Origin of the sequence: Pedobacter aquatilis (genome assembly GCF_032678425.1) — a bacterium.
GTDB lineage: Bacteria > Bacteroidota > Bacteroidia > Sphingobacteriales > Sphingobacteriaceae > Pedobacter > Pedobacter aquatilis_B.
This window is the reverse complement of the sequence record NZ_JAVTSG010000002.1, coordinates 625,882-639,799: the sequence shown is the minus strand read 5'-3', so window position 1 is coordinate 639,799 and position 13,918 is coordinate 625,882. Positions and strand designations below refer to the sequence as shown.

Here is a 13,918-nt window from a genome sequence, read left to right as displayed (position 1 = left end):
CTATGGAAATCTGGAAATTCGCCGTACTTTTTTTCTGTGCTTTATTTGGAGGCTCGTCTATCTTCCTGGTTAAAAGTGATAAATCTAAATTACTAAAACTGATTTTATCTTTTAGTGGCGCTTACCTTTTTGGGATTACGGTTTTACATTTAATTCCAGATGCTTACAGCGGACCGGATAAATGGCAAATTGGTATTTTTATATTAATCGGCTTTTTACTTCAGATTTTTCTCGAACAGTTTTCTGAAGGTGTTGAACACGGACACATCCACAAACACCACGATGGACACGTTTTTCCCTTTGGAATAATGATAAGTTTGTGTCTACATGCATTTTTGGAAGGAATGCCGCTTGCAAAGGACCAACACAACGAATTGATATTCGGGATTTCGTTGCATCACATTCCAGCCGCATTTGCCCTGGCTAGCATATTGTTGCAAAACCATTTCAAAAAAGGCAGTATTATGCTTTATTTGCTGATTTTTGCAGCTATGGCGCCCTTGGGCTTCTACGTTAGTGTAGGTTTAAGTAATGGTACATTTGGCGGTATAGATGCCTATTTCAATAAAATAATGGGTATTGTAATTGGTATTTTCCTACACATCTCAACAACAATTTTATTTGAATCAAGTGCCGATCATAAAATAAATACCCGTAAAATGATAGCCGTTTTACTGGGAATTGGAGTATCTCTAATTGGTTTTTTCGCTGGTGGGCATTAAAGGAATTAGCTAAAACTATTTAGTCAAAATCACTTTTTCTCCTTCTTTTTCCCATATCCCCACGGACAGTGCTTACATTTATTTTTACAGCAATAGCCACGCTTTAAATGGTAAGCTTCGGTAAAAACCATAAAACCATCTTCATTAAAATAAAAATCTTCTCCCTCTTTCATATTTTAATTATTGAATGACTGAATTTTGAATGATGGAATTTAAAATTATTGGATTAATAAATTTGTTTGTTTTAGCATTATTTAATCACTTTATCACTCAATCATTCATTCATTATTTTAATCTCTAGTTTATCTCTAAAATATTCCTTTAGTTGTTTACCATCACCATGCAAAGTCCAAACTTGTTTTGGTTTTACTTTTTCGATGGTTTCTAAAATAGCATTCCAATCGGCATGATCTGAAATATACAATGAAATTCCATTTTTCTGTTGTAGATTATTCCATCCGGATGCAAATGCCCGAACAACATTTATAGCTTTATGATAGCTATGAAAAACCATTGGCGGAACAATATAAACCTGATGTTCCTGGTTATTTTTCATCACCTTTCTATCGTACATCTTAGAGTTACCGAGCTTCATACCATAATCTTCGTAAATCTTTACAAACGGCATAATACTGTGATGAACCATTACATTTCTTGTTGGACAATGCTCATTTAACAATTGAATAATCCGTTGACTTTTACCTAACGCATAAGCGCCCAACATAATATTCGCTGTTGTTTCATTCAACTTTTTTATTTCTTCTATTGGAGATGGATGTTTAGTATCCGGATTTGCAAAAGTGCTTTCTGTTATCAAAACATGTGCTTCAACAAATTCGAAGGGTTCACAGGTTACATCTGGTTCAATTTTGTAATCGCCAGTATAAAGATATTTAATTCCTTCATACTCCATTAAAACCTGTGCAGAACCTAAGATATGTCCGGCAGAATAAAATTTAATGGATACCTCTTTAATTTTAAAAGTTTGATGATATGTTTTGGTATGAAAATCTACCGCAGCAAATTTCCGATACCGATGTTCCATAAAAGTTTTAGTTGCCGCTGTACAATAAACATTCTGACTGCCACCAATTGCATGGTCGCCATGGGCATGAGAAACAACTGCATTTTGTACAGGTTGTTGCGGGTCTAAATAAAAATCACCATAAACGCAATACAAACCGCTTGGTGTTATGGTTATAAAATCTTCTAAAATCATGAATAGGATTTGCAGGATTTAAGGGTATGATAGAAATTTGGTAAAAGAAAATAAGCCACAGATTAACAGATTATTATTGAAATTCATATTTGATTACTCGCTTTTTTAGAGTATCAAAAGGTAATTACGATATAAAAGGATTAAGAATATTTATTTTGAGAATTAATTATGGCTCGCAGCGATATTTAAAAACTGTTGATGCAAAGCTAAAACTTGTTCAATAATCGATAGCTTTTCATCATTAATGATAAAATGATTAGCCAATTTAGATTTTTCATCATCGCTGAGCTGCTTGTCCATTCTGGCCTTAACTTGCTCGGCGGTTACATTATCGCGTTGCATAACCCTTTTGAGCTTTGTTTCAAATGGCGCTGTAACTAAAATTGTGGTATCCGCCATTTTGTAAGAACCACTTTCAAATAACAAAGCTGCCTCCTTTAAAGTGTACGGAACATCTGCAACAATTTGCGATTCCCAAGCATCAAAAACTCTAAAAACCGCCGGATGAACAAGGGCATTTAATTTTGATAATTCTACTTCATTATTAAAAACAATACTAGCAATATGCTTATTATTTAACTTTCCATCTTCAGAATAACTTTCTTTACCGAATGCATTTTTTACACCTTCAATAAGTAAAACGTCAGTAATCATAATTTCCTTTGCCACTGTATCTGCGTAAAAAACCGGAATGCCGAGCACTTCAAAAACTTTACAAACTGTAGTTTTGCCACTTCCTATTCCGCCTGTTATACCTACTTTATACATTACTTTTCTACAACAAAATCAATTTTCGCAGGAACAATTTTAACCAATTTACAATAGTTAGGAAACTGTGAGACATTAACCGTAAGTTGATGGTGATTTAGCTTTTGCCATTCGTCTGCATCAACAGTTGCGGTAATGAAATTTTCATCCACCTGTTCGTAATTACCCAAAGCAACCAAAAATGTAACCTTAACTTTTTTTGGGTAAAGCTTAATACTGTTGTAATTCCAGTTATTAGTAATTTTTATAGGAACCTCTACGGTTTTCTCTGTAAACTCATCAACCGGAAGTTTTACCTCTACAATTGAGGGAAAAATATTTACGTTTTTTAATGTGCTATGCTGCAATGCAACCCTTACAGTAGCATTATTTTGAACTTTTACCAATTTAAGGGTATCCGTATTCCAAGCCTCAATCTTTTGTAGCTCTTCAATCGGACCAGTTACAGTTACTTGTTCAGGTGTCAATTTTATGTCGTTAGAGATACCGTACTGGTTCACAAAATCTATATTTTGAACTAATTTGATATTAACTTTTTTGGTCGACCTTTTAGTAAAATCAAAATAGAGCGTATCAGGTTTAACAGAAATTATCTTCTGAGAACTTTCCAGTTGTTTATTTATACCATAAAGCTGGTCGGAAAGCACAACGTAATCTCTTCTGTTTAATTGATTTAAACTTACAGATATTGATTGTGGGTTTATTCTCAAACGGGCAAAAAGTAATTGCCAACCAGTACCTTCAACTTTTAAATCTACCGTATCAGATTGTGAAGGATGAAAAGCTCTCTTTTGAGGAAAGTTTTTGTAAATCAGAACGGTTTTTGCCGTATACTCATACTTATTATTTAATGCCATAAAAAGCCAGGCTGCGATAGCCAAAAGCAAACAAGCAATTAAGCTTATTACACGTCTTTTTTCTATTTGAGTTAACTTAATAAATGGCATAAATATTTACATATGGCTGAAAATGCGATATATTCAAATGTAATAAAACAAAAACAGTCCCGAAAGTTTTCGGGACTGCTATAAAAATTTATCGTTTAAATCTAAGCTTTTGGTGTTGTAGCAGCTTTAGTTGCATCTAAAGAAACTGCAGATTTATCGAAACGAAGTTTAGCTCCAAATTCAGATTCAATTACAAAAGTAGTTTCATTCATATCGATAATTTTACCGTGAATACCAGCAGTTGTAATTACTTTATCACCTTTACCTAATTCTGCAACTAGTTTTTTATGGTCTTTTGCTTTTTTAACCTGCGGACGAATCATAAAAAAGTAGAATACTACCATAATTAATACCATTGGTACAATCGTACCCAACATACCTCCGCCGCCTGCTGCTGCTTGTAAAATTATTGTCGAAATCATTTCTTGTTTTATTTGTGTTGTTAAATTTTAACTGATTAACTTATATATTCTGTTAATTACTATTTTATTAATTGGAAATTGGTTATTAATAATTGTGAGCTGAACATTCAATTGCCAATTATTTCTTCGCCAGTACCTCTCCCACTAAATGTACCATACTAACGTTCGGGTTTGCATTTGAAGTTACAGTAACTACTTTATCCTGCATACCCACTTTTCCTGTACTATTAAATACAACTTTAATTACACCTTCTTTACCTGGTAAAATTGGCTCTTTTGGTGTTTCAGGAACAGTACAACCACAGGTTGCTGTCGCATTTGAAATAATTAAAGGACTTTTGCCTGTGTTTTTAAATTTAAATTCGTGAGATGCTGATTCTCCTTCCTGAATTTTCTCAAAGTCGTAAATTTCACGTTCGAAAGTAATTACAGGTGCATCTGCAGGTGCAATGCTCGAAGTTGCTGAACTATCGCTTGCAGCAACTTCTGCCGTATTATTTGCATTACGACAAGCGCCAAAAGATAAAGCAGCTATTGCGAGGATAAATACTTTTTTCATATTATTCTTCAATTAATCCGCGACCAATTTTTTTAATTGTATTGTTCTTTTTAAGGTCGCCTAAAATTTTGTCTAAAATACCGTTAATAAACGAATTACTCTTCGGTGTACTGTAATCTTTTGATAACTCCAGGTATTCATTAATGGTAACTTTTACAGGAATTGATGGAAAGTTGAGCAATTCGCAAATCGCCATTTTCATTAAAATTGTATCCATCAATGCAATACGTTCCGATTCCCAGTTTTTAGTTCTATCGGCAATCATATCCTGATATTTTGCATCGTTTTGCAAAGTATGTACAAATAAGTCTTGCACAAATTTGCTGTCTTCAATCCAATCAGCACTAATTTCAGTTAACTTATTTTTGAAAGGATCGTCAAAAGTGAAGTTTTTAAGCGTTTTAGCAACCATACCTTTCATCACTTCGTGGTCTACTTGCCAATTGATAAACTTCTCTTCAAAAACCTGAATAATTGCCTGGTTTTTTAAGATAATCTTTCTGAAAATATATTTTATTATATCCTTTGATGATTCTAAACTTTCGTCCGAATCGGCAAGGTATTCTGCATATTCCTTTGATGCTTTTAGAGAATTATATACCGTTTTTCGGATTTCAGGATCGAAGCCCCAATCAACCTTGTATTTTTTAACTGCCGAGATGTATTCTGGGTTTTGCTGCATTAAAACGCTGAATTTGTTGTGGAGCAACTTCAGGTTCGGATTTATATCCTCCGCAGTTTTGATGTATTTGTTGGCACGTTCGGCAGCATCGTTTGCTGTAAACTCTGTAACCTCTACCATTAAAGATAGCATCCAGATGTACATTTCATACACGCTGTCGATACTTTGCATTAAAAGTTTTAAATCACCTTTAATGTCTTTTTTGTCTGCCATGTGCCAAGCAAAAATGTTTTGCAAAGCTTTAATTCTTAAATGCCTTCTATTTAACATGAATGTAAGAACGAGTGTGGTTTGTTAAACCTGTTAATAAATAATTAATATGTTGATTTGATTTTTTTAATATCTGCAATTCTTTTCTCAGCGATTTGATTTGCGGCAATGTTTGTTGGTATTTGTTCAGCCTTACTAAGTTTAATAACGTTTCTGGTTGCTTCGTAAATATTTTCGGTTAACTGTACGGTACGTTTTTTACCAAAACCAGTTAATTCAGAGTAACAAGCGATTAAACCACCGGCATTAATTAAATAATCAGGAGCAAAAAGAATTCCTTTTTTCAAAAGCAACTCGCTATCTAAAACCTCGTCCTTTAACTGATTATTTGCCGAACCTGCAATAATTGCAAATTTCATGCGCTCAATGGTTTTATTATTTACTGTTGCCCCCATCGCACATGGAGCATAAACATCCGCATCAATACCGAAAATTTTATCGGCTTCAATTGGTCTTGCTTTATATTTTCTGGCTACGTAGGTAAGTTGTTCCTGGTTAATATCGCTGATTAAAACTTCAGCATTTTCTTTCCTCAATAAAGCAACCAAATGTTCGCCAACGTTACCAATTCCTTGTACAACAACAGTTCTACCAGCAAGCATATCTGTTCCAAAAACTTCTTTAACACTTGCTTTAATACCTAAATATACGCCTTGTGCGGTAAATGGAGCCGGATTACCCGCACCACCTAAAGATTCAGGCACACCAGTTACATAATTGGTTTCCATGCGGATATATTCCATATCCCGCGTGTTGGTACCCATTTCTTCAGCGGTAATAAATTCCCCATTCAGGTTTTTTATAAACCTGCCATAGCTACGCATTAAAGTTTCTGATTTGTCTTTTCTTGAATCGCCGATGATTACGCCTTTTCCACCACCCAAATTTAAACCCGTGATGGCCGATTTGTACGTCATTCCTCTCGATAAACGAAGTGCATCTTCCAATGCTTCGGCTTCCGTTGTATAGCTCCACATACGTGTGCCACCCAAAGCCGGACCTAAAGTTGTATCGTGAATGGCTATAATTGCCTTAAGACCAGTATCGGGATCATTACAAAAAACCAATTTTTTGTGCCCGTAAGCACTTAATTGCTCTAAAATGGATGAATCTGACGAGGAATTTACTGGCATAATGAACGTTAGGCTTAACCTGATGCAAAATTAAAATAAAAAACCATTATTACACGTATTTAACTAAACTATAACAAAATTTATTCTGTTATAGTTTAAAAGCACTGCCTAACAACTAATAACTTGGGTAATGAATATATTTTTTTTGAAAATCAATTGCAATGGTACTTCGGTAACTTCAATCCTGCCATTTGCTGCTATACCCAACGTTTATTTCTGCATAAAATTGAATTTGCACAGGCTAGCTTCCCTCCCTATTTTCAAGGAGGATTTGGGTGGTTTTAAAAAAATTGAGTTTCATGCTTCTGTTTTAAGTAAATTAAACCCGACAGCAGCGAACACGTAGCCGAATTTTTATGAGGCAAGTAAAGCGAATGGCGGGACCAACCTTAACCGATGTAAAACCGAAACCTGCTTTTCAAAAATTTATTAAAAATGTCATTAGTTTTTAAAGCTTAAATACATAACCACAAATATGTAGTGCGAAACGCCAATTTTACCTAAGTTTGTATGGTATGAAACACCTGAGCCGCTTAAACAAATACTTCTTAAAATATAAATGGTGGATTATTCCGGGAAGTATTTTCGTGGTAATTTCTAATATTTTCGGCGTTGTGCCAGCACAGGTTATCGGCTATGCATTCGATTTAATTACCGAAAACATTCAGATATACAGCCTTTTTGAAGGTTTCAATCGCCAACAGATTGTTTACGATATTTTTAGTAATAGCCTTTTATATTTTGGTTTTCTGGTAATTGCGCTTTACATTTTAAGAGGTTTATTTTTATTCTTCATGAGGCAAACCATTATTCTGATGTCGCGACATATAGAATTTGACATGAAGAATGACATTTACCAGCATTATCAAAAACTAAGTTTAGGTTTTTACAGACGTAATAATACTGGCGATTTAATGAACCGTGCCACCGAAGATGTAAACCGCGTGAGGATGTACGTTGGTCCGGCGATTATGTACACGATAAATACATTTGTTTTATCGGTACTTATCATTTGGTCGATGTTTGATGTAAATTCTAAATTGGCCATTTATTGTTTGCTACCACTCCCATTTTTGGTTGTAATTATATACTATGTAAACACCTTAATTTTTAAAAAGAGTGGTAAAATACAGGAAAGACTTTCCAATTTATCAACCTTTGTGCAAGAAAGATTATCTGGCATAAGAATTATAAAATCTTACGTACGCGAAGATTATACGCGTGATATGTTCGAAATACAAAGTAACGATTACAAGAAAGATTCGATGGGTTTGGTTAAAGTTTCGGCACTTTTTTACCCAACCATGTTATTGCTTATCGGCCTAAGTACAATTTTAACCATTTACGTTGGCGGTGTACAAGTTATGAATGGCAGCATTACGGCTGGTAATATTGCAGAATTTATCATTTACATTAACCAATTAACTTTCCCTGTAACGATGTTGGGCTGGGTTACATCGTTGATACAAAGGGCTGCAGCATCGCAAAAAAGGATAAATGAATTTTTAGATATTCCATCGGATATTCAATCAACTAATAGTAAAAACAAAGAAATCAGCGGAAATATATCCTTCGAAAACGTAAGTTTTACTTATCCGGATACCGGAATAGTGGCTTTAAAAGACGTAAGTTTTGAGATTAAAAGTGGAGAATTTGTTGCTATAATCGGTAAAACTGGTTCAGGTAAATCTACGTTGGCAAATTTAATTATGCGAATGTATGATGTTGAGCAGGGAGCAATAAATATTGATGGACAAAATTTGAAAGCTTTAAACCTTAAAGATTACAGAAGTCAAATTGGTTTTGTACCACAAGAGGTTTTCCTCTTTTCGGATACAATAAAAAACAACATTGCTTTTGGTTTAGATACCGTTACAGATGATGAAGTGTATGATGCGGCTAAAAATGCATCCGTTTATAATAACATTATCGATTTTGAAGAGAAGTTTGAAACCATGCTCGGCGAACGTGGCATAACTTTATCAGGTGGACAAAAACAAAGAGTTTCGATTGCCAGGGCTTTAATTATGGCGCCTCGCATTTTAATATTCGATGATTGCCTTTCGGCGGTTGATACCAAAACTGAAGAAGAAATACTTCAAAACCTTGGTAAAATAATGCACAATAAAACGAGTATTTTAATTGCACACAGAATTTCAACAATTAAAAACGCCGATAAAATTTTGGTTTTAGATGATGGAAAGATAATTGAACAAGGCACACACAATGAACTGATTAGCCTGAATGGCAGTTATACAGCGCTTTACAACAACCAGCTATTGGAAGAAGAAAGCCGTACTGCTTAAATTGTGTTAAATTCTATTTTGAACTTTAAATATTTGCTTTATATTTACCGAAACCAAAAACCAACATCAATACCAACCATGGGAGAATTCGACAATAAAGAGAGAGAAGAAGTTTTTTCAAAGAAAGTAAGAGCAGGTAAGAGAACTTATTTTTTCGATGTGAAGGCCACTCGTTCAGGTGATTATTACTTAACAGTAACGGAAAGCAAGAAAAGACTAGAAGACGGCGTATTTGTAAAACATAAAATCTTTTTATATAAAGAAGATTTCGAAAAATTTGCAGAAGGTTTAAATGAAACTGTAGATTATATCAAAACTCATCAAGATGTTGTAGAAAAACGTTATGAATACTCAGAAAACGGTGAGCATAGCGCAAAAACAACCGACGATTTTTCGTTTTAATTACCATAAATAAGAAAGCCCCGAATAATTCGAGGCTTTTTTTTATATGAATTGAATTATTTTAAACTGCTGCCATTGCAGCGCCAACCAATATTCTCGAAAAGAAAAGGAAAGCAATAATTATAATTGTAACTATTCCCCAGAATTTAAAAAGTGATTTTAAACTTGCAAAAGATTCGTTAAGACTTTCCTGGTCGCCATATAATACACCTTGTTTTGCTTTTTTCGCAATTTTGTTGAGTAAAATACTCGGATAAAATAACAATAAGCCAAGCACAAAATAAACAACTGTAATAACTGTTGCCCCATTTGAACCTAATTGGCTCATTTGAGCAGCTACTCCAGGATTACTATTCATTAATGCCGGAATGCTGAATGCAGCCATTATCACAAAAATAGAAATCACAAAACCAACAATTGATATAAATCTGGCCCATTTCGTAATATCATAAATGTAACTACGCATATCTTCTGTTACAACTAATTTCACTTCCTCAGGCTTATCTTGTTCAAATTGTTCTGTCATCATTTTTAATTTTCGTTAAACTTAGATAAAATTTATTTAGCCACAAATTACTGCCTTTAATTAAAGGTTTTAAAAGCTTATCTTTGCCGCCTGAAAAGGTGAAAGGTGAAAGGTGAAAGGTGAAAGGTGAAAGGTGAAAGGTGAAAGGTGAAATCGTAAATCGTAAATCGTAAATCGTAAATCGTAAATCGTAAAATCAAGATATATTTAAATGGCATTACAATGTGGTATAGTTGGCTTACCAAATGTGGGTAAATCGACTCTTTTTAACTGTTTATCAAATGCAAAGGCACAAGCGGCAAACTTTCCTTTTTGTACTATCGAGCCAAACGTTGGTGTAATAACAGTACCAGATGAAAGATTAACAAAGCTTGCTGAATTGGTAAAACCTAACAAGGTTCAGCCAAACACAATTGAAATTGTAGATATTGCAGGTTTGGTTAAAGGCGCATCAAAAGGCGAAGGTTTAGGCAACCAGTTTTTAGGAAATATTCGTGCTACAAACGCTATTATCCACGTTTTACGTTGTTTTGATGATGGAAATGTTATTCACGTTGATGGCTCTGTAGACCCAATTCGCGACAGAGAAATTATTGATACAGAATTACAACTTAAAGATTTGGATACAGTTGATAAACGTATTCAAAAAGTTGAAAAAATGGCTAAAACTGGCGGCGATAAAGATGCAAAACGTACTTATGAAATTTTAACTGTTGTTAAAGCTCATTTAGAAAGTGGAAAATCTATTCGTACTGCACCTTTGGCTCAAGAAGATTTCGATTTTATTGAAGATTTAGGATTACTTACCCAAAAACCGGTAATGTACGTTTGCAATGTTGATGAAGCATCGGTTGTAACCGGAAACAAATATGTTGATTTAGTTAAAGCTAATGTTGCTGATGAAAAAGCGGAAGTTTTAGTGATTTCTGCAAAAATTGAATCAGAAATTGCTGAATTAGAAAGCTACGAAGAACGTCAGGAATTTTTAGCTGACTTAGGTTTGGATGAATCTGGTGTTAATAAATTAATTCGTGCAGCTTATAAATTATTAAACCTTTACACTTACTTTACGGCTGGTGTACAAGAGGTTAGAGCCTGGACAATAACAAAAGGTTTTACAGCACCGCAAGCAGCTGGTGTAATTCACACCGATTTTGAAAAGGGCTTTATCCGTGCCGAGGTAATTAAATACAATGATTTCGTAACCTTAGGCTCAGAAAACGCTTGTAAAGATGCTGGTAAACTTGGCGTTGAGGGTAAAACTTACGTTGTTGAAGATGGAGACATCATGCACTTCAGGTTTAATGTGTAACCTCTCTATCTATTAAAAGAACTTTAAAAAATATAAAAAGCCATTCGCAAGAGTGGCTTTTTTCTTTAAATTGCGCAACTCATATATTTAAGATGATTTTAAAATATATTTTAAGAGAAGAAGACTTCTTAAATTCACAACTATTTATTTCTTCAAAAAGTAAAATAGCGAAGAAAAATCGCAGAAATAGCTATTTGTTAGTAACCCTTGGTTTATTAATTATTGGTTCCTTAACACTTATCCGCGAGAATAATTTTTCGGCTTATTTTATACTTTTTTTAGGAATATTATCTTTTTTATTATACTCAAAATATCAAGCTTGGTTTTATAAAAGATATTTTAAAAACTATGTCAAGAGTAGCATGCAAAACTCATTTAATGAATCAAATCTGGTTGAATTCAGCAACAATTTTATTGAAACCTCTGACAAGACAGGCTACACTAAAATCAATACTACAGAAGTGAATCAAATTACAGAGATTAGCGAATACTTTTATATACGGACTAAGTCTAATCAATATTTAATTGTTCCAAAAGACAGAATTGATTCTGAAAGCGTCAGAACTTTTTTAACAATCTTCGCTAAAAAATTAGATATCGAATTTGTTAGCGAATTGAATTGGAAATGGTCTTAAGTTAGAACTCAACTAATTTTCCAGTCCGTAAGCAGCTAACTGCGCCTTGGTAACTTCGTAATCAGTATGATGAATTCCCTTCAAACCTAATCCTTCTGCAACTTGCACAAAAAGCATTCTATCATCAATATACAGACTGGTTTCTACATCGCTTTGAGAAATATCTATAGCCACCTTAAAAATATCAGCATCGGGTTTACGGAAATGTACAAAGCTTGATGAAACGAAGAAATCGACAAATTCGTTCAGCTTAAAAGTATTGATTCTATATTGATTTAATTCTCTGCCTTCATTGCTAATAACCGCAACTTTAAGGTTGTACTTCTTTTTTAAATCGCAGATTAACTGAATCATTTCAGGATATGGCAATGATTTCTTAAACATAAACTCCTTGAAATCATCATAGGTAAAAGAGCGTTCTTCAAAAAAAACAATCCTTTCCAGATATTCGTCAAGCGTAAGTTTACCAACTTCGTAGGTATCGAAAGTTAAATGATGGCGTTCCTCCAAATCAACCGAATCGAGATTAAAAAGTACTGCAGCTTCTCCCCTTGCATGCCTATCCCAACCGTTGGTTAATAAAACGCCGCCTATATCAGTAAATAGTGTTGTAATTTTGTTCATCATCAACTACGTTTAAAGTAAAATTCCACTTAAAAATAATATTGCAAAAGAGAAGTAAATAATTAGTCCGGTAACATCAACCAATGTTGCAACAAAAGGTGTTGAAGAAACGGCCGGATCGGCGCCCACCTTTTTAAGCAAAAGTGGTAACATCGAGCCCATTAACGTTCCCCATAGAACCACTCCAATTAGCGAACAACCAACAACTAAACCAATTCTTATGTAGTGGTCGGTAAAACCGGGCATAAAAAGATTCCAGCTGGCGATAACGGCAAAACTCAATAAACATAATGTTGTGCCGAGTAACATTCCCGAAAAAATCTCTCTTCGCATTACGTTCCACCAATCTCTAACGGTAACTTCTCCTAAAGCCATTGCCTGTATGATTAAGGTTGCCGCCTGCGAACCACTGTTACCTCCACTTGAAATAATTAGTGGAATAAACGTGGCTAATATTACAACCTTGGCTATCTGGCTTTCGAAATTAGACATTGCGGCGATAGTAAGTAGTTCGCCAAAAAATAAAACGATAAGCCAAACCACACGTTTTTTATAAAGTTCAAATACTGGAACGTCTAAATAAGGTTCGTCTAAGGCCTGCGAACCCCCAATTTTGTGAATATCTTCGGTATACTCTTCATTGGCAATCCATAAAATATCATCAACCGTAACAATTCCTAACAGGATATTATTTTCATCAACAACAGGTAAAGCCACACGGTTATTCATCCTGAAAATGCTAATGGCATCTTCTTGCGGATCGTTAGCTTTTAAGGCAATGAAACGTTTATCAGTCAGTTCGCCAATAATAGCTTCGGGGTCGGCCAATAAAACTTCTCTAATTCTGATATCATCTAATAAAACACCTTCCTTATCAATCACATAAACCACATCGATGGTTTCGGAGTTTTTGCCATAACGCCTAATGTGCGCCAAAACCCTGGTAATGGACCATTCTGGTTTAACGGCAATATAATCAGGCGTCATTAAACGACCAATACTATATTCATTATAACCTAAAAGTGCAAGTGATTCTTTACGTTCTTCTGGAGGAAGAAGCGTAATCATCTTTTTTACTACATCGCCTTTAAGCTCACTAAAAAGTGCCGTACGATCATCAGGCGGCAAATCTTTTATAATTTGATTTAATTTGTTGCCCGAGAGTTTTTTAATGATTCTTTCCTGAGTACGAAAATCAAGAATTCTGAAAACGTTAACTGCTCTGTTTAAGGAAATTGTCTCAATGAATTTGGCTGCATGTTGCGGAAGTTCGTCAATCAATTCTTCAACATCCGAGATATTCAGTTCATCAAGATATCGCTTTAACGCTTTATCGTTTTCTTTTTCAAGTAGTTCCTGAATCTCCTCTACAACCAATTCTTCCATAAGCA

General features: G+C 34.4%; 16 protein-coding genes. 5 read left to right on the top strand and 11 right to left on the bottom strand.

Annotated features, from left to right (window positions below; translation table 11 throughout):
- Positions 1 to 2 precede the first annotated feature (2 nt).
- Entirely contained in the window at positions 3 to 722 is a 720-nt protein-coding gene (locus R2Q16_RS08900) for a ZIP family metal transporter (protein WP_316736525.1), read from the top strand.
- A 29-nt stretch (positions 723 to 751) separates the two neighbouring features.
- On the opposite strand, the gene R2Q16_RS08895 is transcribed toward R2Q16_RS08900, so the two are convergent.
- The 8 genes from R2Q16_RS08895 to R2Q16_RS08860 form a co-directional block, all read right to left on the bottom strand.
- Positions 752 to 895 (bottom strand): DUF5522 domain-containing protein, encoded by a 144-nt coding sequence (locus R2Q16_RS08895; protein WP_158526271.1) that lies wholly within the window; start codon positions 893 to 895, stop codon positions 752 to 754.
- A 101-nt stretch (positions 896 to 996) separates the two neighbouring features.
- Entirely contained in the window at positions 997 to 1,941 is a 945-nt protein-coding gene (locus R2Q16_RS08890) for an exonuclease (protein WP_316736523.1), read from the bottom strand.
- A 162-nt stretch (positions 1,942 to 2,103) separates the two neighbouring features.
- Positions 2,104 to 2,709 (bottom strand): dephospho-CoA kinase, encoded by a 606-nt coding sequence (gene coaE, locus R2Q16_RS08885; RefSeq protein ID WP_316736522.1) that lies wholly within the window; start codon positions 2,707 to 2,709, stop codon positions 2,104 to 2,106.
- Entirely contained in the window at positions 2,709 to 3,656 is a 948-nt protein-coding gene (locus R2Q16_RS08880) for a YbbR-like domain-containing protein (RefSeq protein ID WP_316736521.1), read from the bottom strand. The genes coaE and R2Q16_RS08880 overlap by 1 nt, the downstream gene beginning before the upstream one ends.
- Positions 3,657 to 3,757: 101 nt before the next feature.
- Positions 3,758 to 4,078 carry a preprotein translocase subunit YajC gene (yajC, locus tag R2Q16_RS08875; protein WP_316736520.1) on the bottom strand — a complete coding sequence of 107 codons (321 nt, stop codon included), beginning with the start codon at positions 4,076 to 4,078 and terminating at the stop codon, positions 3,758 to 3,760.
- A 118-nt stretch (positions 4,079 to 4,196) separates the two neighbouring features.
- The gene (locus R2Q16_RS08870) at positions 4,197 to 4,637 is read right to left on the bottom strand and encodes a DUF1573 domain-containing protein (RefSeq protein WP_316736519.1); all 441 of its coding nucleotides are present in this window, start codon (positions 4,635 to 4,637) and stop codon (positions 4,197 to 4,199) included.
- A gap of 1 nt (position 4,638) precedes the next feature.
- Complete coding sequence (gene nusB, locus R2Q16_RS08865) at positions 4,639 to 5,589, bottom strand: transcription antitermination factor NusB (protein WP_316736518.1); 951 nt, start codon at positions 5,587 to 5,589, stop codon at positions 4,639 to 4,641.
- A gap of 44 nt (positions 5,590 to 5,633) precedes the next feature.
- A complete protein-coding gene (locus R2Q16_RS08860) occupies positions 5,634 to 6,722 on the bottom strand; it encodes a Glu/Leu/Phe/Val family dehydrogenase (protein ID WP_316736517.1) in 1,089 nt (362 codons plus the stop codon).
- A 515-nt stretch (positions 6,723 to 7,237) separates the two neighbouring features.
- On the opposite strand from R2Q16_RS08860, the gene R2Q16_RS08855 reads away from it, so the two are divergent.
- Positions 7,238 to 9,028, top strand: a complete 1,791-nt coding sequence (locus R2Q16_RS08855) for an ABC transporter ATP-binding protein (RefSeq protein ID WP_316736516.1) — start codon at positions 7,238 to 7,240, stop codon at positions 9,026 to 9,028.
- Between the two features lie 78 nt (positions 9,029 to 9,106).
- Positions 9,107 to 9,430: a DUF3276 family protein gene (locus tag R2Q16_RS08850; protein ID WP_290243437.1), complete on the top strand. Its 324-nt coding sequence runs from the start codon at positions 9,107 to 9,109 to the stop codon at positions 9,428 to 9,430.
- A gap of 61 nt (positions 9,431 to 9,491) precedes the next feature.
- Here the strand turns inward: R2Q16_RS08850 and R2Q16_RS08845 are convergent, their stop codons facing one another.
- Positions 9,492 to 9,959, bottom strand: a complete 468-nt coding sequence (locus R2Q16_RS08845; RefSeq protein ID WP_316736515.1) for a DUF5362 family protein — start codon at positions 9,957 to 9,959, stop codon at positions 9,492 to 9,494.
- Positions 9,960 to 10,167: 208 nt separating this feature from the next.
- On the opposite strand from R2Q16_RS08845, the gene ychF reads away from it, so the two are divergent.
- Both ychF and R2Q16_RS08835 read left to right on the top strand, forming a co-directional pair.
- Positions 10,168 to 11,268 (top strand): redox-regulated ATPase YchF, encoded by a 1,101-nt coding sequence (ychF, locus tag R2Q16_RS08840; RefSeq protein WP_316736514.1) that lies wholly within the window; start codon positions 10,168 to 10,170, stop codon positions 11,266 to 11,268.
- A gap of 92 nt (positions 11,269 to 11,360) precedes the next feature.
- The gene (locus tag R2Q16_RS08835) at positions 11,361 to 11,903 is read left to right on the top strand and encodes a YcxB family protein (RefSeq protein ID WP_316736513.1); all 543 of its coding nucleotides are present in this window, start codon (positions 11,361 to 11,363) and stop codon (positions 11,901 to 11,903) included.
- A 12-nt stretch (positions 11,904 to 11,915) separates the two neighbouring features.
- Here R2Q16_RS08835 and R2Q16_RS08830 read toward each other — a convergent pair whose 3' ends face one another.
- Both R2Q16_RS08830 and mgtE read right to left on the bottom strand, forming a co-directional pair.
- Positions 11,916 to 12,530: an HAD hydrolase-like protein gene (locus R2Q16_RS08830; RefSeq protein WP_316736511.1), complete on the bottom strand. Its 615-nt coding sequence runs from the start codon at positions 12,528 to 12,530 to the stop codon at positions 11,916 to 11,918.
- A gap of 9 nt (positions 12,531 to 12,539) precedes the next feature.
- A complete protein-coding gene (mgtE, locus tag R2Q16_RS08825; protein ID WP_316736510.1) occupies positions 12,540 to 13,913 on the bottom strand; it encodes a magnesium transporter in 1,374 nt (457 codons plus the stop codon).
- Positions 13,914 to 13,918: the final 5 nt, after the last annotated feature.

Excerpts from the sequence above, each read along its gene's own strand:
- R2Q16_RS08855 (WP_316736516.1), top strand. The coding sequence starts at position 7,238 with ATGAAACACCTGAGCCGCTTAAACAAATACTTCTTAAAATATAAATGG.
- R2Q16_RS08845 (WP_316736515.1), bottom strand. The coding sequence starts at position 9,959 with ATGATGACAGAACAATTTGAACAAGATAAGCCTGAGGAAGTGAAATTA.
- coaE (WP_316736522.1), bottom strand. The coding sequence starts at position 2,709 with ATGTATAAAGTAGGTATAACAGGCGGAATAGGAAGTGGCAAAACTACA.
- mgtE (WP_316736510.1), bottom strand. The coding sequence starts at position 13,913 with ATGGAAGAATTGGTTGTAGAGGAGATTCAGGAACTACTTGAAAAAGAA.
- R2Q16_RS08870 (WP_316736519.1), bottom strand. The coding sequence starts at position 4,637 with ATGAAAAAAGTATTTATCCTCGCAATAGCTGCTTTATCTTTTGGCGCT.
- ychF (WP_316736514.1), top strand. The coding sequence starts at position 10,168 with ATGGCATTACAATGTGGTATAGTTGGCTTACCAAATGTGGGTAAATCG.
- nusB (WP_316736518.1), bottom strand. The coding sequence starts at position 5,589 with ATGTTAAATAGAAGGCATTTAAGAATTAAAGCTTTGCAAAACATTTTT.
- R2Q16_RS08895 (WP_158526271.1), bottom strand. The coding sequence starts at position 895 with ATGAAAGAGGGAGAAGATTTTTATTTTAATGAAGATGGTTTTATGGTT.
- R2Q16_RS08900 (WP_316736525.1), top strand. The coding sequence starts at position 3 with ATGGAAATCTGGAAATTCGCCGTACTTTTTTTCTGTGCTTTATTTGGA.
- R2Q16_RS08850 (WP_290243437.1), top strand. The coding sequence starts at position 9,107 with ATGGGAGAATTCGACAATAAAGAGAGAGAAGAAGTTTTTTCAAAGAAA.
- R2Q16_RS08890 (WP_316736523.1), bottom strand. The coding sequence starts at position 1,941 with ATGATTTTAGAAGATTTTATAACCATAACACCAAGCGGTTTGTATTGC.
- yajC (WP_316736520.1), bottom strand. The coding sequence starts at position 4,078 with ATGATTTCGACAATAATTTTACAAGCAGCAGCAGGCGGCGGAGGTATG.
- R2Q16_RS08835 (WP_316736513.1), top strand. The coding sequence starts at position 11,361 with ATGATTTTAAAATATATTTTAAGAGAAGAAGACTTCTTAAATTCACAA.
- R2Q16_RS08830 (WP_316736511.1), bottom strand. The coding sequence starts at position 12,530 with ATGATGAACAAAATTACAACACTATTTACTGATATAGGCGGCGTTTTA.
- R2Q16_RS08860 (WP_316736517.1), bottom strand. The coding sequence starts at position 6,722 with ATGCCAGTAAATTCCTCGTCAGATTCATCCATTTTAGAGCAATTAAGT.
- R2Q16_RS08880 (WP_316736521.1), bottom strand. The coding sequence starts at position 3,656 with ATGCCATTTATTAAGTTAACTCAAATAGAAAAAAGACGTGTAATAAGC.